This is a genomic window from Fundidesulfovibrio sp. (assembly GCF_058402725.1).
Map to the genome: position 1 here is coordinate 1 of NZ_JBZVFJ010000022.1, position 22,796 is coordinate 22,796.

Sequence of the window (22,796 nt, forward strand, 5' to 3'; positions counted from 1 at the left end):
ACCCCGACGCCGTGATCGTGGACACCTCGGAACTCACGCTCCATCAGGTGTTCGAGCGCATCATGGACGCCGTGCGGGGCTCATAACCCGTTCAGGGCGAGAAAGCGCTCCAGCATGGCGTTGACCTGCGCGGGCACTTCCAGCGTGAGGAAGTGCCCCGAGCCTGCCACCTGCGCCCAGAGCGCCCCGGGGCAGGCCTCGCGCAGGCGCTGCTGATCCGTGCGAGGGCGCGTGGCCGCCACATAGAGCAGCGGAACCTCCAGCCCGCGCAGGGCCTCCTCCCCGTCAGCCCCCCGCCAGTGCTCGAAGAGGCTGGCCACCACGTGCTGGGGCGTGTCCAGCATGCGCTCCAGGATGGCCTCGCGCCGCTCGGGGTCGTCGGCGGGCTCGAAGGCCGCCTCGAAGTATCGCCGGGCGTAGCCCTGCCAGGTGGGGGAGCGCAGGCCCTCCAAAAGCGTGCGGATGCGCGTGGGGCGTCCCAGGGGGGCCAGGAGGGTGGTGTCCAGGCAGGCCACGGCGGCGGTGAGCGCGGGGTGTCGCCGGGCCAGCTCCAGGCAGATCGCGCCGCCCAGGCTGTGGCCCACGGCCGCCGCGGGGCCGAGACCCAGGGCCTGGATCGTCCGTGCCAGGTCGTCGGCCAGCAGGGCGCAGGTGTAGTCCTGCCGGGGCTTGCCCGACGCACCGTGGCCGCGCAGGTCCGGTGCGACCACACGCCGCGAGTCCCCGAAGTGTTCGATCTGGGGCGCGAAAAAGGTGTGGTCGCAGCTGTTGCCGTGGACGAAGAGGAGCGGCGTGCCGCCCTGGCCGCGCTCGTAGACGTGCAGGACGCAGCCGTCCGGAAGCGTGACGTTCTCGTAACCCATGGAGCTTTCGTACCCTCCGGGCCGGGACCAGGGCAAGTCCTGCCCTTGAGGGATCGGCGTGCGATGGAGGGCGGGGTCCTGCACGGCGGGGGGCTTGTCCAGGGCCATCCGGCATGGACCGTCCGGTCGCGCGGGGAGCGTCCGCCGCCGCGTGTTCCTGGCCGCAGGAGCGTTGCGGTCGCGAAACGCAAGCGCTGACGGAGCGTTACGAAAATGTGACGAGAAGATGCGCCAAAGCATTCACATTTTTCATCCGGGCGGTCCAAGTGCGCGCTGCGCCAGGATAAAAAACACTTGCGCGCGTTTGCGGCAGGAGTAGAAAGGAGTCAATGCCGAAGGCGGTCTTCGGCAGGCGGTTCAACTGCAGCGGAGGGTAGCCATCGTTAATCCAGTCTTCCATACCGGGCGAGTGAGCGCCCCCTCGGATTCGTCGAACTGCGCGATCCACTCCCAGGCCTAGCCGGGAGAACGCCGGTCACCCGGCAGGGCGCAGAGGGACGAATCCTTTTTTGGAAGCCGGAGTTTCTTCATGGCCAGAAAGAGTTTGCGGCTCACCCAGGCGTCGGTGGCGGCGTAGGTGATCTGCGCGGGGGAGAGGGTCTTGGCCTCCCAATTGGTGAGGCGGGCCTTCTTGGACACCCGCACCCCCAGAAGCGCGGCCGCCAGGTTGCGCAGCCCCGTCACGGGCCAGCCCACGCGGCGCGCCCATTCCCCCACGTCTTCGAAGGCCTTGGGCGTCACGGGCCCGATCTTGGCCAGGGCGGCCAGGTCGTCGCGCACGGCCACGCCGGCCTTGACCACCTTGCGGTCCCCAAGGATCTCCGCCAGGGATTCCCAGGCCCCGAAGCCTCCGGCTCGCACGAGCACCACAACGTTCTCCCCGGCTAACTGGATGAGCGAGGGGTTGTAGCTCACGCCGCGCTTGAAGGTGGGGCGCGTCTCGGTGTCGAAGCCCAGGACCCGGTCGTTGGCCAGCCGGTCGAGAGCGTCGAGGGTTTCCTGGGCCGTTTCGGCGACGAGGATGTCGCCCATGAAACTGGCGCGGGGCAGGCTGGCCAGTTCTTCCGGGTGCATGGCGCGAGGGGCTTCGAAGGATGGGGTCATGGCGCGGGGGGGAGGGTTTCGAGCGCCGAGGGCGGCGGTGGTTGGGTGAAGTAGCGCTCCACGAATTCGTCGATCACGATGTCGGGTTTTTCGCGAAGAATGGCTTCGGTGTCGAAGTCGCGAACCTTGTTGGCGCTGGTGGGGTAGGGCCAGATCAGGTGGATGCGCGAGAAGTGCTCGGCCAGGAAGGGCATCATTTCGTGCAGGAAGGAGTCGCGGAAGACCACGGCCCTGGGGAGCGAGGCGTCGGCCTGGGAATAGGTGGAAAGTGGCTGGAAGTGGTTGAGCTCGGCGCGTCCGCCGGATTCCTCCCGCGCCTTGAGGGGACGCTTGGGCGTGACCACCAGCTCGTTTTCCTTGTAGATGTCGCCCAGGGCGATCATGTAGGAAAGCCCGCCCTTGAGCCCGGGACGCTCGGAGAAGGCGAAATCGGTCCCCGGCAGGGGCTCCAGCGAAGGGAAGTAGTTCTTGAGCCGCACGGCGGTGGCGCGGTACGCGAAGAAGGCCCCGAAAGGCGTCCAGTGGCTGTCGGTGTGGTAGTAGGCCTTGCCGTTGGCCTTGGCCTCCCGGAGCGCCGGGCGCAGGTCGAGCATGTCCACGCCCGCCTCGGCCAGGGCCTGGCAAAGCTGGTCGAGCTTGCTGTTTTCGCGTGCCTTGTTGAAGCGCGAGGGGATGTGCTCGGGATAGATGCTGGCCTTGTTGGGAGCAACCACCACCATGTAGCGGATGCCGCGGGCGGCCAGCCAGTCGCGGCGGGCCGTGAAGACCTTCACCCACATGCGCAGTTGCGCGGGGGAGTACGGCTCGATGGCCCGGTAGTCCGAAATGACGTTGAGCGAGGGGTTCTCCTGCGCCAGGTAGAGCCAGCCGTCGTTCCCTGCCAGAACCGGGTCCGTGGGCATGGATGCGCCGAAGACGCGGACGTCCAGAAGAGCCTGCCAGCGCACGAGCACCCTGCGCATGCCGAAATTGCGGTCGAGCCAGTTGCGGCTCAGGGTGTTGACGGTCTGGCCCAGGGTCTGAAGGTCGAAGGAGAACTCCGGCAAGGGGCTGGAGTCGCTCTCCTGCAGGGGGACCTCAGGGGAGAATCCGGCGATCTGCGCCATGCACGGAATGCAGATGGCAAGCACGAAGACCGCGATGGTCAACCGGTGCACGGCGGTTTCGGAGTGGTGCGCCTTGCTGCGAAGCATGCCCTAGAACTGGAAGTAGATGAAGGGGTTGTGGGTGCCGCTGGCCAGGGCCATGCACGAGAGCAACAGGATTGCCGGCGTGGCCACGAGGCCGACCAGGGCGTCCACTCCCGCGCCCAGGGCCAGGCTGGGCGCGCGTTCCATGCGATGGCGGCGCAGGTCGCGCAGCCAGGGGATCAGGGGCATGGAGCCGACGACGCCCAGGCAGAGCATGATGAGCACCTTGGGGTTGAGGAAGAGCCCCACGTGCCACTCCTTGCCCGAGGCCTCGGTGAAGCCCGCCAGGGCTTTGATGAAGGCCAGGGCGTGCTCCAGCGAGGTGGCCCGGAAGAACACCCAGCCGATGAGGAACACCAGGATGGTGTAGGCGTGCGGAATGGGCCGCCACGCGCCGTCCAGCCATTTGCCGAAGCGCGAGCGTTCCAGGCCCAGGAAGAAGCCGTGGTAGAGGCCCCACACCACGAAGCACCAGCTGGCCCCGTGCCACAGGCCGCACAGGAAGAACACCAGCACAAGGTTGAAGGTGACGCGCGCCTCCGAGCAGCGGTTGCCGCCCAGGGGAATGTAGAGGTAGTCGCGGTACCAGGTGGAGAGCGAAATGTGCCAGCGCCGCCAGAATTCGCGGATGCTGCGCGAGATGTAGGGGTAGTTGAAGTTCTCCATGAACTTGAACCCGAACATGTGCGCCAGTCCGATGGCCATGTCGGAGTAGCCGGAGAAGTCGAAGTAGATCTGCAGGGCGTAGCAGATCAGCCCCAGCCAGGCCACCGGGGTGGTGAGCTGGTCGGCGGGGATGCCGAAGATCTTGTCCGCAGGGAGGGCCAGCACGTTGGCGATGAGCACCTTCTTGCCCAGGCCCGCCACGAAGCGGTTGATGCCCATGGCGAAGCGTTCGCTGGTGACGGTTCGCCGGGTGAGCTGGTCGGCGATGTCCTTGTAACGGATGATGGGACCCGCCACCAGTTGCGGGAAGAGCGAGATGTAGAGCGAGAGCTGCGGCAGGGAGCGGTTGGGCGGCGTCTGCCCCCGGTAGATGTCCATCAGGTAGGAGATGCAGTGGAACGTGTAGAAGGACACGCCGATGGGCAGGTGGATCTTGCCGATCTCCACGGGACGCAGCCCCAGGGGGGCGGCCACGTAGAGATTGAGGTTGTCCACGATGAAATTGCAGTATTTGAAGATCACCAGGAGGGTGATGTTGAAAGCGATGGCCAGGCCAATCTGGAGCTTGGCGGAAGAGCGCAGGTGGGCCTTGTGCACCCAGAGCCCGAAGAAGTAGTTGGCCATGATGGAAATGGCCATCACCACGGTGTAGATGCCTTCGCCCCAGGCGTAGAAGATGAAACTGGCCAGAAGAAGCACCAGGTTCCTCAGGCCCAGGGTCGGTGCGGCGACATAATAGAGCAGCAGCACCAGCGGCAGGAAATAGAACAGGAACGATGCGGAGCTGAAAACCATGATGTCCTGCGATCAAGCGGATTGGAAGGGAAGGCCCCGTGGGACTCGGGCCAATTACCCGATGGCCGTGGTTTTGACAACACCCGTTCCAGGCGGTAGCTCCACGGCCGGAGGATCGCCGTGGACCAGACACCCGTGACCGTGGGCGTGGCCTACGCCCAGGGCTTCGCCCGACGCTGGCAGGCCCTGATGCTCGACCATCTGGGCGGCTCAGGCCTGCCCGTGCCCCTGCCCGGACGCCAGGAGGAATCACTGCCCCTGCCCTGGCGCGCGCTGCTGGCCGCGCAGCGGCTTGTCATGCGTCCGTCCCTGGACCTCTTTGCGCCCTGGACGCCCTCCCCGGCCGAGGGAGACGCCCGTCCGTCGGTGCTCGTGCTGCCGCCCGGCCTGGACCTCCCGGCCGGGACCCCGCCTGCGCCCCTGGGCGTGCTGCGCCTGGAGCCCGTGCATCCGCTGCGCATGGCGGACGGAGCCGTGGAGGCCCGCCTGGTCTGGGAGCGGCCCGGCCTCGCGCCGCGCCTGGCGGCCGTCGCCTCCACCTGCCTGGACGCCCCCGCGCCCCTCAAATGGGCCACAGCCCACATGGCCAAGGCGGCCGCGCTGCCCGCCTGGACGCTCGGGCGCTACGCCCGGGAGGGCGAGGCCTTCTGGGAGTCCCTGCCCGAGGCGACGGCCCTGGAGCCCTTCCGACCCGGCCCCGCCGCCTGGGCGGGCTTCGCCGCGCGCCTGGCCGCCTGGGGCCTGGAGCGCGCCTGGTTCGACCTGCTCCACCGCCGCCAGTGGCATCTGGCCCTGCGCCCCGGCGACGGCGACCCCCTGGCCCCGGATTTCGCCGCGCGCCCCTTCACGCCGCTCTTTCCGCCCAAGGGCACGGGCTGGGCCGATCCCTTCCTTTTCGAGCACCAGGGCAGGCGCTGGCTCTTCGCGGAGGAAATCCCCGGACAGGGGCGCGGCAGGCTCTGCGTGCTGGAGGAGCGGCCCGGCGGGGGCTTCGGCAACGCCCGGCGCATCCTGGAAGAGCCTTTCCACCTCTCCTATCCCCAGGTGTTCGACCACGACGGGCAGGTCTGGATGGTCCCCGAGACCGGGGCGGCCGGCCAGGTGCGGCTCTACCGCTGCAAGGACTTCCCCCTGCGCTGGGAGCTGGACCGGGTGCTCCTGGAAGGGCCGGCGACGGACGCCACGTTCCTGGAGCACGGCGGGCGCTGGTGGCTCTTCGCCACGCTCAAGCGCCCCGGCGGCTCCTCCTGGGACGAGCTCCATCTCTTCCACGCCCCGGACCGTTTCGGCCCCTACGAGCCCCATCCCTGCAACCCCGTGGTGCGCGACGTGCGTCGCGCGCGTCCGGGCGGGCGGGTGTTCTCACGGGGCGGGCGGCTCTACAGGCCCGGGCAGGACAGCTCGGGGCACTACGGGCGCGCCCTGGCGATGCTTGAGATCACGCGGCTGGACGCGCAAGGCTACGGCGAACGTCCCGCCGCGCGTCTGGAGGCATCCCTCGTGCCCGGCAGCTTCTGCCTACATGCCTTTGAAGCCCAGGGGGGCCTTGAGGTCGTCGACGGGCAGCGCTTTGTCCCACTCTGGCGGTGACATGGCGGGGTCGGCCTCGCGCACGGCCCCGGCCTTGACGATCTCCACAAGGTCGCAGGAGACGCCGCGCTTGAGCCCCTTGAAGGACGTGGCCCGCAGTTCCACTTCCTGGTTCTCCTTGAGGTCCGGGGAGGGGTGGTCCGTGAGGTAGACGCCGGTGACGCGCACCACATAGCGGGTGCCGCCCGCGTCCACGGCCAGTGCGCGCACGATGCCGTCCACGTTTTGCACGCCCGCCACCACGCCGGAGAGCAGCACGGGCTTGTCGGTTTCCCGGCCAAGGTACGTGAGCAGGGCGAAGAGAGCCAGACAGGCGAAAAAGAGTTTGTAGGGTTTTTTCAGGTCGTTGACGCGCATGGTGCTCCTCTTGAAAGCCGTGTGGCCCGCGTCTTGCTAGGAATTTTTCCAAGCAAGGAGGCTCACATGGCCAATCACATCGAATCATCGTTGCTGGACGCCCTGGCGGCCAGACAGAAGACGGACCCGGCCAACCTTCACGAACTCGACAGCGCGGACGTGGCCATCTCTCACGAGGCGCTTTCTGCCATCGGCAAGGCGGCGCGCTCGCTGCTTTCGGCTGCGCTGGGCGCTGCCGGGGCGGGCGACATGCCCGTGGGAGAGATCGTGAAGCTGTTCGCCTCGAAACTCTACTGGAACGAGGCCGGGGGCGAACTGATCATGTGCGCGGCCATCGCCGGGCGCACGGTGTGCCTGCCCGTGCCCGCCGGACACTGGAACGTGCCCGTGCGCGGCAGCGTGCAGTGAGCCCCGGGAGGGCTCAGGCCCGCTCGGCGGCCTTCACTTCGTCCCAGAGGCGGTCCCAGTCCGCCAGCTTGAAGCAGGAGGCGTCCTGGCCGCGCTGGCGGGCCAGGGCCTCCATGGCCTCGAAGCGGCGCAGGAAGGCGGCGTTGGCCCCCTCCAGGGCGGCGTTGGCCTTCACGCCCAGCCTGCGGCCGTATTCCACCAGCGAGAACAGGTAGTCCCCGAATTCCGCCTCCACGCGCGCCTGGTCGCCCTGGGCGCGCGCCTCCTGAAGCTCTTTCCACTCCACGGCCAGCTTGGCCTCCTGGGCCTGGTCCGACTCCCAGGTGAAGTGATGGCGCGCGGCCTTGGCGTTGAGCCGGTAGGCCTTGAGCAGGGCGGGCAGGCCCCGGGGCAGCGAGGCGAAGATGCCGCCCGGGTCCTCTTTCTCGCCGCGCTTGATGCGCTCCCAATTGCGCAGGAGTTCCTCCTTGTTTTCGACGCTCAGACCCTCGAAGACGTGTGGGTGGCGGCGGATCATTTTGGCCGAGGAGGAATCGATGGCCTGGGCCAGGGTGAAGGTCCCGCGCCCCTCGTAGAGTGCGCCCACGAAGCAGAGCAGGAAGAGCACGTCGCCCAACTCCTCGGCCGCGCCCGCCTCGTCACCGGAGCGGATGGCCTCCACCAGTTCGTGGGCCTCCTCGATCACGTAGTCGCAGAGGGTTTCGGGGGTCTGGGCCTGGTCCCAGGGGCATCCGCCCGGTCCAAGCAGGGAGGCGACCACCTGGCGCAGCTTGGCCAGGGAGTCGCCGGAGGGGTCTTGCATGGGGGTCATCCTTTCTTGGGCTGCTGGCCCTGCTGGCCGGCGGGTTTGGCCGGTGCGTCCTTGGGCTTGGCCGGCTCCGGCACGGGCTTGGTCTGCGGGACCACCGGGCCGGGCGTGAGGTTCTTGAGCTTCTGCTTCCAGTCCGGCGGGATGTACTGGGTGAGGAAGCCGTCCACCTTCTCCAGCACGGGCACCAGGCGGGAGGTGGCCATGAAGTCCGGCCTGGGCAGGAGCACGGTCCAGACCCAGAGGACCAGCGCCGTGACGAGGATGCCCTTGGCCAGCCCGAAGAAGCCGCCGAAGAACTTGTTGGCCCAGTCGATGAGCGTGAGCTTCATGAGCGTGGTGAGCCCGGACACCAGGAGCGAGCAGGCGATCATCACGCCGACGAAGAGGATCAGGAAGGCCGCCGGGGCGGCGAAGGCCGGGTTGGAGACCAGGGGCGTGAGGTGCGGCGACACGGCAGGGGAGTAGGCCACCGCCAGCTTGAAGCCCAGGATCAGGGCCAGGATGGACGCCGCCTCCTTCACCAGACCACGGATGTAGCCCCGCACGAAGAAGAAGCCCCAGATGATGAGCAGCGTGAGGTCCGCGATGTTCACGCGGCCTGCCTAGCAGCTTTTTCCCGGGAGGCAAAGCGGGACGTGCGGTCCCGCCCGGACGTGGGGCCAGGCCTGACCGCGCCCGGCGCGAACCGGGCGTGCAGGGCAGACGGGACGCGCCCTGTCGACGCGCCCGATTCCAGGACTCGCGCTCTTCAGCCGTGGGGCAGGCCCGGGGGGACGCGGCCCTGTTCCAGTTCCAGCAGGAGGCGCTTGAGGGCCAGGCCGCCCCGGTAGCCCGTGAGGCTGCCGTCCGACCCCACCACGCGGTGGCAGGGGATGACCAGGGGGAGCGGGTTGCGCCCGTTGGCCGCCCCGGCGGCCCGTGCCGAGCCCGGGCGTCCCGCGCGGGCTGCGATGTCCGCGTAGCGGGCCGTGCGGCCGTAGGGCACTCCCTGCACCGCCGCCCAGACGGCCAGTTGAAAGGGCGTGCCACGGGGGGCCAGGGGCAGGTCGAAGCTTCTCAGCCCGCCCGCGAGGAAGGCCTGGAGCTGGCGCGCGGCCTCGCGCAGGAGCGGGGTGGTCGCGGGGTCGCATCCCTGGGGCACGGGGTCGCCGGGAAAGAGGACCATGGCCAGCGCCTCGTCCCGCTCCGCCAGGCCCAGGCGTCCGGCGGGGGTGTCCATGTGGAGGAGGTTCACGGTTCGGTCTCCCGTGCGGCGCGGACCTGTCCGGGCGTGCGGCCGGTGAGCTCGCTGAAGCGCCTGTAGAAGGTGGAAAGGCTCTCGAAGCCGCTCTCCAGGGCGGCCCGGGCCACGGGCAGGGAGGTCGTGCGCAGAAGCTCCAGGGCCTTTGCCACGCGCAGTTCGTCCAGCATTTGACGGGAGGTGAGGCCGGTGCGGGCCTTGAGGAGCCGGTCGAGCCGGTCGCGCGAGACGCCCAGGCCGTCCAGTTCCCGTCGCAGGGCGTCGGGGTCGTGGGCGAGTCGGTCCAGGAGCGCCTGGGCCTGACGCACCATGTCGCGGGCCGGGTCGTGCTCCGCCAGGTCCGGCCGACAGCGGGCGCAAGGGCGGTATCCGGCCGCCTGGGCCTCGGCCGGGCCGGGAAAGTAGCGGACGTTGGAGCGCCTGGGCGTGCGGGAGCGGCAGGAGGGTCGGCAGAACACGCCCGTGGTGCGCACGGCGTAGACGAACGAGCCGTCGGCCGCCGCATCGCAGGAGCGCACGGCGTCCCATCGGGCGTCGTCGGAGAGGGGAAGGGGGGCGGCGTCGCGTGCGTCCATGGAGGGAGGCATAGCCCAAGGCGGGGGCGGCGTCTTCCCGGATTCCGGCGGGCAATTGGAGCGGTCCTTGACGCAGCCGGGTGGCAGGTCTATTTGTGGCTCATACGGGGAACAATGTAGCCGGGCGTACGCACGTGTCCGGAGTCCGCTGGAGGATTCGGGGCCGCCGCGACGCCGCGAGAGGGCATGCAGCCATGAAAACGGAAACGATTCGCGCGAGGATCGATCCTGTCCTGAAGGGGCAGGCCGAGGAGGTCATCGACGCGTTGGGGCTCACGCCGAGCGCGGTGATCCAGATGCTCTACAAGCAGATCGTGTACACGCGGGGCCTGCCCTTCGAGGTGCGCATGCCCAACCGGGAAACCCTGGCGGCCGTGGAGGAATTGCGCGGCGGCGGCGGAGAGCGCGCGGCGAGCGTCAAGGACATGCTCGCGCAGATGATGCAGGACGACGAGTGATCGCGCGCGTGCGCTGGTCCGGCCAGTTCAAGAAGGACTACCGCCGGGCGGCGAAACGCGGCAAGGGGATGGGGAAGCTGCATGCGGTCCTGGAAATGATCGAGCAGGAAAAGCCCTTGCCCGAGTCGGCGAAGGACCACGCACTCGTCGGCAGCCTGCGTGGCTTTCGGGAACTGCATGTGGAGCCGGACTGGCTGCTGGTGTACCGGGTGGACGGGGAGTGTCTGGAACTGGTCCGTACGGGCAGCCATGCGGATTTGTTCGGTTGAAGTCCGGTCTCAGGCCGGAAGCCTTCCCTCCAGCCCCAACAACCACCGCTTCATCTCCAGCCCCGGCCCGTACCCGCCGATCCTGCCTCCTGCGGCCAGCACGCGGTGGCAGGGGTACACCAGGGGCCACGGGTTTCTTGCCATGGCCTGGCCCACGGCCCGCGCCGCGCCGGGGCTTGCGCAGCGCGCGGCGAGCTGCCCGTAGGTGAGCGTCTCCCCGGCCGGGATGCGCGCCAGTTCCTGGAGCACCCGGCGGAAGAACGGCGGCTGGGCCGCGAGGTCGATGGGCAGGTCCGGCCATGTCGCCCGCCCGCTCGCCACGTAGCGCGCAAGCGCCTCCTGGAGCGCCCGGCCGTGCGCGGTCTCCGGCAGGGGGGCGTCGCCGCCGTGCGCCCAGCGCAGACGGATGGACGCGAGCCATCCGGCGTCCCAGGCCAGCTCCAGGGCCAGAGGCCCCGCCGTCAACAGCTCCCGGCGCGTCATGGCCTCCCCTCCGGGCGGTACTCCAGCTCCGGGGAGAGCGTCACGCTCATGGCCGCCTGGTGCAACTGGGGCTCCCAGGTCCGTAACTGGTCCTCGGGCGCGAACCAGGCCACGCGGAGGAAGCCCTGGCTCGTCAGCCACGTGTAGGAGCCCATGGCCACCTTGCGCCCGTGCGCCGCCGAGTAGGCCACATCCTTATAATAAGTCATCCGCTTGAGAGGCTGGTGGTCCTTCTCCAGGAAGCGGTGTCCCTCGCCGGGGGCCTGGGCCTCGGAATCGCGCTCGGCCATGACGCCCTCCATGAAGAGGTCCTGCGGACCGCGTTTCCTGCCCGTCTCCACGGAGACGATGAGGTAGGGCAGGGTGAACCATTTCTCGGCCGGGGCCTGGAAACCCATGCGCGTCTTGCGGAACTCGGCCAGGGCCTCCGGGGGTACGGGGCCGGAGAGGCCCCGGCGCTCGAAGAGGTAGAGCTCCAGCGGCGGGATGGTCACGAACCCCGAGGGCAGCGAGATGGTGAAGGACCCCACGGGCGTGGCCAGGCGCGTCTGGGCCGGAGAAGGGGCCGCCTGAAGAAGGCAGGCCAGGGCGAGCAGGGCGACGGCGAAACGGTGCATGGAGCGCTCCCTGGATGCGGTTGCGGCCGGGCGGGCCGGGAAGGGCGGCCAGGCGTGGAGAAGCCTCCGGCCAAAGGGCTGCGGCCTTAGCCATTCCTTGCGGGGCGAGGCGGAGCCGCGCAAGGCGGCGTCAACCCTGCGCGGGCGTCCAGAGGTCGCCCTGCCGCAGGCCCGACGCGGCTGCGGCGCGGCGGATGGCCACGTGCACGCGGCGCTTGTCCCCGGCCCAGGCCGGAGCCAGGAGCTCCCCGTGGGCGGGGTCCGCCGCCAGGCGGTGCACCACCACCTCCGGCGAGAGCCGGGCCAGGGCGCGCGCCAGCCAGGCGGCGTAGCGCTCCAGGGCGATGGGCTCGTACCCCCCGACACGCCAGTGGATCTCCAGGAGGCTGCCCCGGGCCACGTGGAGGTTGTGGAACTTCACCCCCGCCACGGGCAGGGCGGCCACGAAGTCCACCGTGGCGTCCCAGTGGCGCTCGTCCTCGCCGGGCAGCCCGGCCATGAGGTGCGCGCAGACCTTGAGCCCGTGGGCGCTGGCTTCGCGGACCGCGTCCGCGAAGGCCTCCGGGCCGTGGCCACGGTTCACCCGGGCAAGGGTTGCCGGGTTGCAGGTTTGCAAGCCCAGTTCCAGCCAGAGCTCCTTCGCGGGGAAAGCTGCCAGAAGGGACAGCTTTTCGTGGTCCAGGCAGTCCGGGCGGGTGCCCAGGCAGAGGCCCTCCAGGTCGGGGATCCCGGCCAGTTCGTCCAGGGCCCGTGCCAGCCGCCGGGTCGGGCCGTGGGTGTTGGAGAAGGCCTGGAGGTAGCCCACCAGGGCCACGTCGCCCCAGCGCGCCTGCCGGGCCTCGCGCCAGCGCGCCCACTGCTCCGCGAGGGTCAGGGGGGCCAGGCCGGTGCCGGACCCTCGGGCGTTGCAGAAAATGCAGCCGCCCTTGGAGAGGGTTCCGTCGCGGTTGGGGCAGGAGAAGCCCGCGTCCAGGGGGATCTTGCGCGCGGCGCGCCCGAAGACCGCGCGCCAGCGGGCCGAGAGGGCATGGTGGCCCAGGGTGCGGATGGCGTCGCGTGAAACGTGCTTCATGTGGCAGAATCGAGTTGACAACGTGGATGGAATGACTCAACACCAAGCCTCGAACGGGGAGCCCGGCCGGGCCTTCCCCAGCCGACCGAGGGCCGGCCGCGTGCGGCCCGCCTTTTTTTGTCGGCTCGCGACGACCGTCCCGCGCGGCGTCGCCGTGCAATTCGCCAGGCTCCTTACGGTGAGCCAAGGAAGGGATCATGTCCAGACTTTTGGATTCCGCACTGGGATTTTTCTCCAACGACCTGGCCATCGACCTGGGGACGGCCAACACCCTGGTCTACGTGAAAGGCAAGGGCATCGTGCTCTCGGAGCCTTCGGTGGTTGCCGTGAAGAAGGATGCCCGGGGCGTCAACAAGGTGCTGGCCGTGGGGGCCGAGGCCAAGAAGATGCTGGGCCGCACGCCGGGCAACATCGTGGCCATCCGGCCCATGAAGGACGGCGTCATCGCCGACTTCGAGGTCACCGAGGCCATGCTGCGCCACTTCATTTCCAAGGTGCACAACTCGCGCCGCCTGGTGCGCCCGCGCATCATCATCTGCGTGCCCACGGGCATCACCCAGGTGGAGAAGCGCGCGGTGAAGGAATCGGCCCAGTCGGCCGGCGCGCGCGAGGTCTACCTGATCGAGGAGCCCATGGCCGCAGCCATCGGCGCCAACCTGCCCATCACCGAGCCCACCTCCAACATGGTGGTGGACATCGGCGGCGGCACCACCGAGGTGGCGGTCATCTCGCTTTCGGGCATCGTGTACTCGCGCAGCGTGCGCGTCGGCGGCGACAAGATGGACGAAGCCATCATGCAGTACGTCAAGCGCAAGTACAACATGCTCATCGGCGAATCCACGGCCGAGCAGATCAAGATCCAGATCGGCAGCGCGCACCACTCCACGAGCCAGGGCGACATGGAGGTCAAGGGACGCGACCTAGTCACGGGCATTCCGCAGAACATCGTCATCACGGCCGAGGAGATCCAGAAGGCCATTGCCGAGCAGGTGGAATCCATCGTGCAGGCGGTGCGCATCGCCCTGGAGCAGACCCCGCCCGAACTGGCGGCCGACATCGTGGACAGGGGAATCGTGCTCACGGGAGGCGGCGCGCTCCTGCGCGGGCTCGACCAGCTCCTGCGCGAGGAGACCAGCCTGCCCATCGTCATCGTGGACGACCCCCTCTCGGCGGTGGTCCTCGGGTCCGGCAAGGCCCTGGACAACCTGGACGTGCTGAAAGAGGTAACGATCGATTAAGCCCTCGCCCCAGCGCATCGCTCTGGGCCTGCTGGTGGTCCTGTTCGTCTATCTGGGGCTGTTCACCTGGAACATCCGCACCGGATACGTCGACAACCTGGCCAGCCATACGGGCCTTGAACTCACTCGCTGGGTGCTCACGCCCGGCAGGTGGGCATGGTCGCGTCTGTCCGAGTTCTGGGAGCGCTACGTCTACTTCGTGGGCATCCGCCAGGAGAACGAGACGCTGCGCGCCGAGCTGGCCAGCGCCCAGGACGAACTGGTGCGCACCCGCGAGCAGGCCTCCCTGGCGGAGCGCCTCACGAGCCTGCTGCTCATCCAGCCGCCGCCCGAATGGACCCGCGAGGCCGCCCGCGTGATCGCCCACCGCCTGGGGCCCAACGCCGCGCTGGAGACCTTCGTGATCGACAAGGGCAGCCGCGGGGGCGTGGTCGTGAACACCCCCGTGGTCACGCCCGAGGGGCTGGTGGGGCGCGTGCTGCGCAACTCCCTCTCCGCCTCCACCGTGATCATGGTCACCGACCCCAACTCCAAGATTCCCGTGGTCTCCCAGAGGTCGCGCACCCAGGGCATCCTGGCCGGACGCGGGCCGGGGCAGGGCATGATCCTCCAGTACGTGTCGCTCTCGGCCCCCATCGAGGACGGCGAGACCCTCGTGACCACCGGGCTCGAAGGCATCTTCCCCCAGGGGCTGCCCGTGGCGAAGGTGAGCCTCGTCTCGCGCGAGGGCGCGTCGCTTTTTCTGAACGTGCAGGCCCAGCCCCTCTTCGACGCCTCGCGCCTGGAAGAGGTGGCCCTCCTGCGCAAGGCCCCGCCGCCCAAGCCCGAGGATCCCGAGGACGGACTGCCCGACACCTCCACCAAACGCCCCAAGGGCGCGGCCGAACGCAAAGGCGAGGTGAAGAAGCGCGGACGCAACGAGCCCCCCGAGGCCAGGCAACCCGAAGCGCCAAAGAAGAAGCGGGGCGAAGGGCAATGAACGGCCCCCGGATCGCCTTCTGGGGCCTGTTCACCCTCGCGGGGGTCTGGCTTCAGAGCTTCATGCCCGGGGTGGACTTCCTCGCCCCGGGACTTATCCTGAGCCTTCAGGAAGACAAGGTGCGAGCCACCCTGTGCATGGCCGCCGTGTGGCTGCTCATCCAGGAAGGCGCCGGCTCCCTGGCCTTCGGGGCCGTGGTGCTGTGGTACGGCGTGCTGGCGGCCTTGTTCTTTTTTGGACATTGGCTCTTCGAGGCCAAGAACTTCCTGTTCATGGTCATCCTCGGGGCCTGTCTGGGCGTTTTGCATTTCGGGCTCATGCATGTCATGACCTACCTCCAGGAGTGGCGCGTGCAGCCAGGCCGGGTGTTCGTGGAGTCGGTGATCCAGGCCGTGGTCTTCCCTGTGGAGTGGGGCCTCATCTACGTCACGTACAACCACCTCCCCAGCAATGCCAAAGACGTATGAGTCAGAATCCGGACAGCAGACGCCGCGCGGCGGGCTGATCCTGCTCCAGGCCCTGGTTTTGGGCCTGTTCTGCCTGTTCACCCTGCGCCTGTGGTACCTCCAGGTGCACAGGGGCGAACACTTCTCCGACCTTGCCCGCGAAAACCAGATGCGCCAGGCCTCCATCATCGCGGCCCGGGGCATGATCCTGGACCGCAACGGCAAGGCCCTGGCCGTCAACGAGCCGAGCTTCGCCCTTGGCCTCATCCGCGAGGACTGCGAGGACGTGCAGGGCACCCTGCGCAAGGTCTCCGAGTGGACCGGCCTGGACTACCAGGTGCTCCTGGACACCTACATCCGGGGCAAGAAGCGCTCAAAGCCCTTCGAGCCCCTGGTGCTCATCTCCAACCTCTCCTACGAGCTGCTGGCCAAGATCGAGGCCAACGCCGTCTCCTGGCCGGGCCTGGAGATCCTCATCCGCCACAAGCGCTCCTACCCCGACGGCATGCTCATGGCCCACGTGCTGGGCTATGTGGCCGAGGCCAACGAGGAGGACCTGGAGAAGGACTCCCGCCTGGCCCTGGGCGACCACGTGGGCAAGCAGGGCCTGGAATACGTGCTGGAACAGCGCCTGCGCGGCGAGAAGGGCCTCAAGCAGATCGAGGTGGACGCCTACGGCCGCGAGCACGACCAGCACGTGCTCCTGGAGCCGCGCGCAGGGGGCAACCTCAAGCTCTCCATCGACGCCGGGCTTCAGGCCTGGGCCGCCAAGCAGCTGGAAGGCCAGGCCGGCGCCATCGCGGTCCTGGAGGCGGACACCGGCAAGGTGGCCGCCCTGGTGAGCCAGCCCAGCTACGACTCCAACCTCTTCGTGCTGGGCATCCCCCCCAAGAAGTGGAAAGAGTTGCGCGACGACCCCATGCACCCCATCCAGAACCGGGTGGCCCAGTCGGTGTATCCGCCGGGCTCCACGTTCAAGCTGCTCATGGCGGCGGCCGCCCTCTCGGAGGGGCTCATCAAGACCACGGACACCGTGTTCTGCTCCGGATCCTACCGCGTGGGCGACCACGACTTCCACTGCTGGAAGAAGGGCGGCCACGGCTCCGTGGACATGCGTTCGGCCCTGGTGCATTCCTGCGACGTCTACTTCTACCAGCTGGGCGAACGCCTGGGCATCGACCGCATCAACCGCTACGCCCTCCAGGCAGGCTTCGGCGCGCCCACGGGCATCGACCTGCCCCACGAGCGCGGCGGGCTCATCCCCTCCACGGCCTGGAAGAAGCGCCGCTACGGCGAGAACTGGACCCGCGGCGAGACCCTCAACGCATCCATCGGCCAGGGCTCCGTGCAGGTTTCCCCCCTCCAGTTGGCCAAGTTCGTGGCCTCGCTGGTCAACGGCGGGAAAATCATCCGCCCGAGCCTGGTGCAGAGCGACCCCGTGGACGTGCAGGGCAAGCTCAACCTCTCCGACAAGGACCGCGACTTCATCGTGCGCGCCATGGCCGACACCGTGCAGGCGGGCACGGCCCAGAAGCTCAAGCGCCCCGACGCCTTGATCGGCGGCAAGACCGGCACCGCCCAGGTGGTGCGCCTGGCCAACGCAGACATCCGCCAGAAGACCCACGAAATGGCCTACAAGCAGCGCGACCACGCCTGGATCGCCACCTGGGGCCAGAAGGACGGCAAGACCTACGTGGTGGTCTGCATGGTGGAACACGGCGGCCACGGCGGCGAGACGGCAGGGCCCATCGTGCGCTCCATCTACGACTATCTCTTCGGCCCGGCCCCCGGCATGCCCAAGGTCCAGAAGGCCGCCGAAGCCCCCAGAACGGAAGTGGGCGACTAAGGCATGTCTCCCATCGACCGCAGGCTCTTCACGCACATCAACTGGCCGCTCCTGGCCATGGTGGCGATGCTCTTCGGAACGGGCGTCCTGAACCTCTATTCCGCGAGCGGCTTCCGCATCGGCGACGGGGTGTCGCTCAACCCCTTCTACCAGAAGCAGTGCATCTGGGGCCTTGCGGGACTGTGCTGCCTGGTGGCCCTCACGGTGTTCGACTACCGCTACCTCAAGCATGCGGCCTGGCCGCTGATGATCGTCACCCTCGTGCTCCTGGCCCTGGTGCCCGTGATCGGCAAGACCGTCTACGGGGCCAAACGCTGGCTGGACTTCGGGGCCTTCAGCCTCCAACCCAGCGAGCTGGCCAAGTTCGCCACGCTCCTGGTGGGCGCGCTCATGCTTTCCAAGGAATCCGGGCGGCTTGGCTGGCTGTCGCTCTTCATGGTGCTGGCCGTGGTCCTGCCGCCGGCGGCCATGGTCATCGTGCAGCCGGACCTGGGCTCGGGGCTGAACATCCTGCTGCTCCTGTGCGGGATGATCCTCTACCGGGGCCTGGCCGGCCAGGTGTTCAAGGTGCTCCTGGTGACTGTCCCGGCCCTGATCCCGTGCGGCTGGTTCTTTCTCAAGCCCTATCAAAAGCTGCGCATTCTGACCTTGTTCAATCCTGAACGAGACCCCCTGGGGTCGGGCTACCACATCATCCAGTCGCAGATCGCCATCGGTTCCGGGCAGATGTGGGGCAAGGGGTTCCTGGAAGGCACCCAGAGCCAGCTGCGTTTCCTGCCCGAAAAGCACACCGACTTCGCCGTGGCCGTGTTCGCCGAGGAGTGGGGGTTCGTGGGGAGCATCATCCTGGTGGCCATGTTCTGCGTGTTCCTCACGCTGCTCGCGGGCGTTGCGCGCGACGCCAAGGACCGCTTCGGCTCCTTTCTGGCGGCGGGCGTATTCTTCTATTTCTTCTGGCAAATCCTCATCAATATGGGTATGGTGCTGGGAATCATGCCGGTCGTGGGCATCCCGCTGCCGTTCATCAGCTACGGCGGCAGCGCCACCATCGTGAACTTCTGCCTCATCGGCATCGCGCTCAACGTCTCCATGCGCCGCTTCGTCTTCAAGAAGACCTGACGCGCTGGCATCTCCGGAGGGACTTACCGTGGCCAAGGACGAAATCAACGCCTTTCTCGGCGTGGGAACCACCTACCGGGGCAGGCTCGATTTCACCGGGGCCGTGCGCGTGGACGGGGTGTTCGAGGGCGAGGTGGAGTCCGAGGGGACGCTGGTTGTGGGGCGCGAGGCCACTGTGACCGGGCAGGTTCGCGTCGGCCAGCTTGTGCTGGGCGGGACTCTCGGCGGCGAGGTGACGGCGGCCCAGCGCGTGGTGCTCCACAAGACCGCTCGCTTCACGGGCACGCTGACGACCCCGGCGCTCTCGGTGGAAGAGGGCGCGGTGATCGAGGGCCAGGTGCGCATGACGCCGCCGGCCGGGGAAGCCTAGCCAGGGCGGTCCGCCGGTCCAGCCGCCAGGCGGGACCCGGTGCGCGCACTCCGGCCGCGAGACGGTATTGCCTGTGCGCCGCGTCCGATGGCCTCTCGCGCGGCGTTCCGGCGGCGAGCAGGCCCACGCGCAGGCTGCGGGGGGCCTCGCCCCGATGTTCGTGAAATCCATAACAATACCCTCTCAATCCCCTCAATTTCCGTGCGTTTTCGCGGTCTTTCCTGGAAAACCCTCTGGACAGCCCCGGGGAAATCGGGTAATCACCCTCCGGGCTTGAACTAAAATTCACAATTAGGGGGCGGTGAATGGACATACTTGTTCTCGACAAGTGGTTTTTCGTGCAGGTTGTCAACTTTCTGGTCATCCTTGTGGTGCTCAACGCGGTGCTGATCGCGCCGATCCGCAGGATGCTCAAGCTGCGCGCAGGGACGGTCGCCGCCCAGGCATCAGAGATCGACGGCTTCACGGCGAACGCCGAATCCAAAATCAAGAACTACCAGGACGCCCTTGAGGCTGCCCGCGTTCAGGCCAGCGCCACCCGCACCGGCCTTCGCGAGGAAGGTCTTTCGGCCGAGAAAGGCATCCTGGAAGCGGCTGGCAAGCAGGCCGCGGACGAGCTCAAGGCCGCCCGCGCCAAGATCTCCGGCGAGTCCAAGGCCGCTTTTGAAACCATGCTGGCTGGGGTGACCGGCATGGCCGAGAAGGCCGCCTCGAAAATTCTGGGCAAGGCCCTGTAACCGGCAGCCCCAAAGGGTCCAAGGAGGTTGGCATTGAAGAAGGCACGGATCGTACTCTTCACCTTGGCGGTGTGCCTGTTGACCGCCGCGTGCGCGTGGGCTTCCGCAGACGGCGCGGAAGGGCCCAACTGGAAGAACTTCATCCTGCGCACCATCAACTTCGCTCTCGTGGTGGGCGTGGTCTGGTGGGTGGCGGGCAAGAAGATCGCCAGCACCTTCGGCGGCCGCAGGCTCTCCATCGAGAACCAGCTGGCTGATCTGGAGGAGCGCAAGGCAGCCGCTCAGAAACGTCTGGCCGATGTGGAACACTCCATCGCGAACCTCGAGGCCGAGCGCGCCCAGATCCTGGGTGACTACAAGGCCCAGGGCGAGGCGCTGAAGGCCTCCATCCTGAAGGCCGCCGAGGAGCAGGCCGCCCGCATCAAGTCGCAGGCGCTGCTCTCCGCCGAACAGGAGGCTAAGGCCGCCGCCGACGCCCTGCGCGTCGAGATGGCCGACAAGATCATCGAAGCCGCCCAGGGACTTCTGGCCAAGAAACTCACGGCCGAAGTTCAGGACAAGCTCGTTGACGACGCTTTAGGCAAGGTGGTGCTCAATTGACCGGGAACATCGTCGCTCGCAGGTACGCCAAGGCGCTGTTCGCCCTGGGCGTCAAGGAGAAGGCCGCCGACACTTTCGGCAAGGACCTCGCGGGGCTCGCCCAAGCCATGGATGCCGCGCCTGGTCTCCAGAAACTCTTTAAAAGCCCGAACTTCAATACGCAGGAGAAAAAGGCGGTTCTCGGCGACGTGGTGGCCAAGCTGAAGATGGCCCCCCTCTCGGTGAACTTCCTCTCCGTGCTTGCGGACAAGGGCCGCCTGGACTGCGTGCAGGACATCCAGAAGACCTACGCCGAACTTCTGGACGCCTCCAGCGGCGTGGTGCGCGGAAAGCTCACCACCGCCATGGCCCTGCCCGCCAAGCGCCAGAAGGATATCATGGGCACGCTCGAAAAGAAGTCCGGCAAGAAGCTGGTGCTCGACTTCGGCGTGGACTCCGCCATCCTCGGCGGGGTCGTCTTGCGGGTGGGAGACAAGGTCCTGGATGCGAGCCTTCGGGCCCAGCTGCAGCTGTTGAAAGATCAAATCAAGAGGGGTGAGTAGGGCCATGCAGATCAAAGCCGAAGAGATCAGCAAGATCATCGAGCAGCAGATTCAGAATTATGAGTCTCGCGTCGAGATGAGCGAGACCGGCACCGTGCTCTCCGTGGGCGACGGCATCGCACGCGTCTACGGCTGCCAGAACGCGATGTCCATGGAGCTCCTGGAATTCCCGGGCGGCATCATGGGCCTGGTGCTCAACCTGGAAGAGGACAACGTGGGCGTGGCCCTGCTGGGCGAAGACACGCACATCAAGGAAGGCGACCCGGTCAAGCGCACCGGCAAGATCTTCTCCGTGCCCGTCGGCGAAGCCGTTTCCGGCCGCGTCATCGACCCCCTGGGCAACCCCATCGACGGCCTTGGCCCCATCGCCTCGAAGGAGTTCCGCGAGGTCGAAATCAAGGCCCCCGGCATCATCGCCCGTAAGTCGGTGCACCAGCCCATGTACACCGGCCTCAAGGCCGTCGACGCCATGACCCCCATCGGCCGCGGCCAGCGCGAGCTGATCATCGGCGACCGCCAGGTCGGCAAGACCGCCGTCTGCCTGGACGCCATCCTGGCCCAGAAGGGCGGCGACGTGAAGTGCTTCTACGTGGCCATCGGCCAGAAGAAGTCCACGGTGGCCCTGGTGGTGGACACCCTGCGCAAGTACGGCGCCATGGATTACACCACCGTCATCTCCTCCACCGCCTCCGAACCCGCGCCGCTGCAGTTCATCGCGGCTTACGCCGGCTGCACCATGGCCGAGTACTACCGCGACTCCGGCCGTCACGCCCTCATCATTTACGATGACCTGTCCAAGCAGGCCGTGGCCTACCGCCAGATGTCGCTGCTTCTGCGCCGTCCTCCCGGTCGTGAAGCCTTCCCCGGCGACGTGTTCTACCTGCACTCTCGCCTGCTGGAACGCGCCTCCAAGCTCTCCGACGCCCGCGGCGCCGGCTCGCTGACCGCGCTGCCCATCATCGAGACCCAGGCCGGCGACGTGTCCGCGTACATCCCGACCAACGTGATCTCCATCACCGACGGCCAGGTGTACCTGGAGCCCAACCTGTTCAACGCCGGCATCCGGCCCGCCATCAACGTCGGCCTCTCGGTCTCCCGAGTCGGCGGCGCGGCCCAGATCAAGGCCATGAAGCAGGTCGCCGGCACGCTGCGCCTCGACCTGGCCCAGTACCGCGAACTCGCCGCCTTCGCCCAGTTCGGCTCCGACCTGGACAAGGGCACCCAGCTGAAGCTCAACCGCGGCATGCGCATGGTGGAACTGCTCAAGCAGCCCCAGTACCAGCCCCTGCCCGTTGAAGAGCAGGTGTCGGTCATCTTCGCGGCCGGTCGCGGCTTCCTCGACGACATCCCCGTGGCTGCGGTGCGCAAGTTCGAGGAGCAGTTCCTCGATTACATGCGCAACTCCAAGTCCGATGTCCTCAAGGCCATCCGCGAGAAGCAGGCCCTGGACGACAGCCTCACCCAGACCCTGGGCGCCGCCATCGACGAGTTCAAAAAGGGCTTCCGGGCTGAAGGCTAACCCAGGGGAGGACAAACCATGCCATCCCTGAAAGACGTTCAGATCAAGATCGCAGCGGTCAAGAAGACCAAGCAGATCACGAAAGCCATGAACATGGTGGCTTCGGCCAAACTGCGCAACGCCCAGGCGCGCATCGAACGCTTCCGCCCCTACGCGGACAAGTTCTATGAGATGCTGGGCGGCCTGGCCAACGGGGCGGATCCCAAGATCCATCCGCTCCTTGAGGTCCGCGAGGAGATCAAGACGGTGCTCATCGTCCTGGTCACCTCCGACCGCGGCCTGTGCGGCTCCTTCAACGGCAGCCTCATCAGCATGGCCCTCAAGCTCGCCAAGGAAAAGGCCTCCCAGGGCAAGACGGTCAAGTTCGTCTGCATGGGCAAGAAGGGTCGCGACACGGTTCGCAAGTCCGGCTACGAGATCGTGGCCGCCTACGGCGACCAGATGGGCGCGTTCGACTACTCCGTTGCCCTCAAGCTGGGCAACGAAGTGATCGGCGGGTACATCCGCGGCGACTTCGACGAAGTGAATCTGGTCTTCGGCAAGTTCATCTCCATCCCCAGGCAGGAGGCCACCCAGTTGACCATCCTGCCCATGGCCGCAGACCAGGCGTCCGACGCCCCGGCGGCCGGGACCAAACAGGAGTACCTCTACGAACCTTCGGTGGAAGGCCTGCTGGCCGAACTTCTGCCCCGGTTCGTCAACGTCCAGGTCTATCGCGGCATGCTGGACACCTCGGCCTCGGAACATGCGGCGCGCATGCGGGCCATGGACAACGCCACGAGGAACTGCGACGACATGGTGGGCACGCTCACCCTTGTCTACAACAAGGCCAGGCAGGCGAGCATCACCAGAGAGTTGATGGACATCGTCGGCGGAACCGAAGCGCTCAAAGGATAAAGGGG

At 67.7% G+C, this 22,796-nt stretch carries 27 protein-coding genes; 15 read left to right on the plus strand and 12 right to left on the minus strand.

Annotated elements, in window-relative coordinates:
• Window positions 1–80: 80 nt before the first annotated feature.
• From ACV4UX_RS04805 to ACV4UX_RS04820, 4 genes are all read right to left on the minus strand, one after another.
• Window positions 81–863 carry an alpha/beta fold hydrolase gene (locus ACV4UX_RS04805; RefSeq protein ID WP_491592185.1) on the minus strand — a complete coding sequence of 261 codons (783 nt, stop codon included), beginning with the start codon at window positions 861–863 and terminating at the stop codon, window positions 81–83.
• Window positions 864–1,319: 456 nt separating this feature from the next.
• Entirely contained in the window at window positions 1,320–1,967 is a 648-nt protein-coding gene (locus tag ACV4UX_RS04810) for a 3'-5' exonuclease (protein WP_491592186.1), read from the minus strand.
• Window positions 1,964–3,160 (minus strand): alginate O-acetyltransferase AlgX-related protein, encoded by a 1,197-nt coding sequence (locus ACV4UX_RS04815; protein WP_491592187.1) that lies wholly within the window; start codon window positions 3,158–3,160, stop codon window positions 1,964–1,966. Before ACV4UX_RS04815 ends, ACV4UX_RS04810 begins: the two co-directional genes overlap by 4 nt.
• Window positions 3,161–3,163: 3 nt before the next feature.
• A complete protein-coding gene (locus tag ACV4UX_RS04820) occupies window positions 3,164–4,618 on the minus strand; it encodes an MBOAT family O-acyltransferase (protein ID WP_491592188.1) in 1,455 nt (484 codons plus the stop codon).
• A 120-nt stretch (window positions 4,619–4,738) separates the two neighbouring features.
• On the opposite strand from ACV4UX_RS04820, the gene ACV4UX_RS04825 reads away from it, so the two are divergent.
• Window positions 4,739–6,208, plus strand: coding sequence for a glucosamine inositolphosphorylceramide transferase family protein (locus ACV4UX_RS04825; protein WP_491592189.1), 1,470 nt, complete (start codon window positions 4,739–4,741; stop codon window positions 6,206–6,208).
• Here ACV4UX_RS04825 and ACV4UX_RS04830 read toward each other — a convergent pair.
• Window positions 6,137–6,565 carry a hypothetical protein gene (locus tag ACV4UX_RS04830; protein ID WP_491592190.1) on the minus strand — a complete coding sequence of 143 codons (429 nt, stop codon included), beginning with the start codon at window positions 6,563–6,565 and terminating at the stop codon, window positions 6,137–6,139. The genes ACV4UX_RS04825 and ACV4UX_RS04830 overlap by 72 nt on opposite strands.
• 66 nt (window positions 6,566–6,631) lie before the next feature.
• Between ACV4UX_RS04830 and ACV4UX_RS04835 the strand changes: the two genes are divergently transcribed.
• On the plus strand, window positions 6,632–6,973 hold the full coding sequence (locus ACV4UX_RS04835) for a hypothetical protein (RefSeq protein WP_491592191.1): 342 nt from the start codon (window positions 6,632–6,634) through the stop codon (window positions 6,971–6,973).
• A 13-nt stretch (window positions 6,974–6,986) separates the two neighbouring features.
• Here the strand turns inward: ACV4UX_RS04835 and mazG are convergent, their stop codons facing one another.
• The 4 genes from mazG to ACV4UX_RS04855 form a co-directional block, all read right to left on the minus strand.
• Window positions 6,987–7,775, minus strand: coding sequence for a nucleoside triphosphate pyrophosphohydrolase (gene mazG / locus ACV4UX_RS04840; protein ID WP_491592192.1), 789 nt, complete (start codon window positions 7,773–7,775; stop codon window positions 6,987–6,989).
• Window positions 7,776–7,780: 5 nt separating this feature from the next.
• Window positions 7,781–8,377, minus strand: coding sequence for a CvpA family protein (locus ACV4UX_RS04845; RefSeq protein WP_491592193.1), 597 nt, complete (start codon window positions 8,375–8,377; stop codon window positions 7,781–7,783).
• A gap of 155 nt (window positions 8,378–8,532) precedes the next feature.
• A complete protein-coding gene (locus tag ACV4UX_RS04850; protein ID WP_491592194.1) occupies window positions 8,533–9,018 on the minus strand; it encodes a methylated-DNA--[protein]-cysteine S-methyltransferase in 486 nt (161 codons plus the stop codon).
• On the minus strand, window positions 9,015–9,599 hold the full coding sequence (locus ACV4UX_RS04855) for an Ada metal-binding domain-containing protein (RefSeq protein WP_491592195.1): 585 nt from the start codon (window positions 9,597–9,599) through the stop codon (window positions 9,015–9,017). The genes ACV4UX_RS04850 and ACV4UX_RS04855 overlap by 4 nt, the downstream gene beginning before the upstream one ends.
• A gap of 194 nt (window positions 9,600–9,793) precedes the next feature.
• Between ACV4UX_RS04855 and ACV4UX_RS04860 the strand changes: the two genes are divergently transcribed.
• Together ACV4UX_RS04860 and ACV4UX_RS04865 are read left to right on the plus strand one after the other, a co-directional pair.
• Window positions 9,794–10,057 (plus strand): type II toxin-antitoxin system RelB/DinJ family antitoxin, encoded by a 264-nt coding sequence (locus tag ACV4UX_RS04860; protein ID WP_491592196.1) that lies wholly within the window; start codon window positions 9,794–9,796, stop codon window positions 10,055–10,057.
• Window positions 10,054–10,326: a type II toxin-antitoxin system YafQ family toxin gene (locus ACV4UX_RS04865; RefSeq protein ID WP_491592197.1), complete on the plus strand. Its 273-nt coding sequence runs from the start codon at window positions 10,054–10,056 to the stop codon at window positions 10,324–10,326. The genes ACV4UX_RS04860 and ACV4UX_RS04865 overlap by 4 nt, the downstream gene beginning before the upstream one ends.
• A 9-nt stretch (window positions 10,327–10,335) precedes the next feature.
• On the opposite strand, the gene ACV4UX_RS04870 is transcribed toward ACV4UX_RS04865, so the two are convergent.
• The 3 genes from ACV4UX_RS04870 to mnmL all read right to left on the minus strand — a co-directional run bounded on the left by ACV4UX_RS04870 (window position 10,336) and on the right by mnmL (window position 12,498).
• The gene (locus ACV4UX_RS04870) at window positions 10,336–10,809 is read right to left on the minus strand and encodes a methylated-DNA--[protein]-cysteine S-methyltransferase (RefSeq protein WP_491592198.1); all 474 of its coding nucleotides are present in this window, start codon (window positions 10,807–10,809) and stop codon (window positions 10,336–10,338) included.
• Window positions 10,806–11,426 (minus strand): hypothetical protein, encoded by a 621-nt coding sequence (locus ACV4UX_RS04875; protein ID WP_491592199.1) that lies wholly within the window; start codon window positions 11,424–11,426, stop codon window positions 10,806–10,808. The genes ACV4UX_RS04870 and ACV4UX_RS04875 overlap by 4 nt, the downstream gene beginning before the upstream one ends.
• A 130-nt stretch (window positions 11,427–11,556) precedes the next feature.
• Window positions 11,557–12,498: a tRNA modification radical SAM protein MnmL/YtqA gene (gene mnmL / locus ACV4UX_RS04880; RefSeq protein WP_491592200.1), complete on the minus strand. Its 942-nt coding sequence runs from the start codon at window positions 12,496–12,498 to the stop codon at window positions 11,557–11,559.
• A gap of 197 nt (window positions 12,499–12,695) precedes the next feature.
• Here mnmL and ACV4UX_RS04885 point away from each other — a divergent pair, with 197 nt between their 5' ends.
• The 11 genes from ACV4UX_RS04885 to ACV4UX_RS04935 all read left to right on the plus strand — a co-directional run bounded on the left by ACV4UX_RS04885 (window position 12,696) and on the right by ACV4UX_RS04935 (window position 22,791).
• The gene (locus tag ACV4UX_RS04885) at window positions 12,696–13,736 is read left to right on the plus strand and encodes a rod shape-determining protein (protein WP_173086061.1); all 1,041 of its coding nucleotides are present in this window, start codon (window positions 12,696–12,698) and stop codon (window positions 13,734–13,736) included.
• A 34-nt stretch (window positions 13,737–13,770) separates the two neighbouring features.
• Window positions 13,771–14,715: a rod shape-determining protein MreC gene (gene mreC, locus ACV4UX_RS04890; RefSeq protein ID WP_491592201.1), complete on the plus strand. Its 945-nt coding sequence runs from the start codon at window positions 13,771–13,773 to the stop codon at window positions 14,713–14,715.
• A complete protein-coding gene (locus tag ACV4UX_RS04895; RefSeq protein ID WP_491592202.1) occupies window positions 14,712–15,182 on the plus strand; it encodes a hypothetical protein in 471 nt (156 codons plus the stop codon). The genes mreC and ACV4UX_RS04895 overlap by 4 nt, the downstream gene beginning before the upstream one ends.
• Complete coding sequence (mrdA, locus tag ACV4UX_RS04900; RefSeq protein WP_491592203.1) at window positions 15,166–17,007, plus strand: penicillin-binding protein 2; 1,842 nt, start codon at window positions 15,166–15,168, stop codon at window positions 17,005–17,007. The genes ACV4UX_RS04895 and mrdA overlap by 17 nt, the downstream gene beginning before the upstream one ends.
• A gap of 3 nt (window positions 17,008–17,010) precedes the next feature.
• Complete coding sequence (gene rodA / locus ACV4UX_RS04905; RefSeq protein ID WP_491592204.1) at window positions 17,011–18,126, plus strand: rod shape-determining protein RodA; 1,116 nt, start codon at window positions 17,011–17,013, stop codon at window positions 18,124–18,126.
• A gap of 28 nt (window positions 18,127–18,154) precedes the next feature.
• Window positions 18,155–18,496: a bactofilin family protein gene (locus ACV4UX_RS04910; protein ID WP_491592205.1), complete on the plus strand. Its 342-nt coding sequence runs from the start codon at window positions 18,155–18,157 to the stop codon at window positions 18,494–18,496.
• Between the two features lie 305 nt (window positions 18,497–18,801).
• Window positions 18,802–19,233, plus strand: coding sequence for a F0F1 ATP synthase subunit B (locus ACV4UX_RS04915; RefSeq protein WP_491592206.1), 432 nt, complete (start codon window positions 18,802–18,804; stop codon window positions 19,231–19,233).
• Window positions 19,234–19,266: 33 nt separating this feature from the next.
• Entirely contained in the window at window positions 19,267–19,833 is a 567-nt protein-coding gene (locus ACV4UX_RS04920; protein ID WP_491592207.1) for a F0F1 ATP synthase subunit B, read from the plus strand.
• Complete coding sequence (gene atpH / locus ACV4UX_RS04925) at window positions 19,830–20,375, plus strand: ATP synthase F1 subunit delta (RefSeq protein WP_491592208.1); 546 nt, start codon at window positions 19,830–19,832, stop codon at window positions 20,373–20,375. Before ACV4UX_RS04920 ends, atpH begins: the two co-directional genes overlap by 4 nt.
• Before the next feature lie 4 nt (window positions 20,376–20,379).
• Complete coding sequence (gene atpA, locus ACV4UX_RS04930; RefSeq protein ID WP_491592209.1) at window positions 20,380–21,894, plus strand: F0F1 ATP synthase subunit alpha; 1,515 nt, start codon at window positions 20,380–20,382, stop codon at window positions 21,892–21,894.
• Between the two features lie 18 nt (window positions 21,895–21,912).
• Window positions 21,913–22,791: a F0F1 ATP synthase subunit gamma gene (locus tag ACV4UX_RS04935; protein ID WP_491592210.1), complete on the plus strand. Its 879-nt coding sequence runs from the start codon at window positions 21,913–21,915 to the stop codon at window positions 22,789–22,791.
• The last annotated feature ends 5 nt before the right edge of the window (window positions 22,792–22,796 follow it).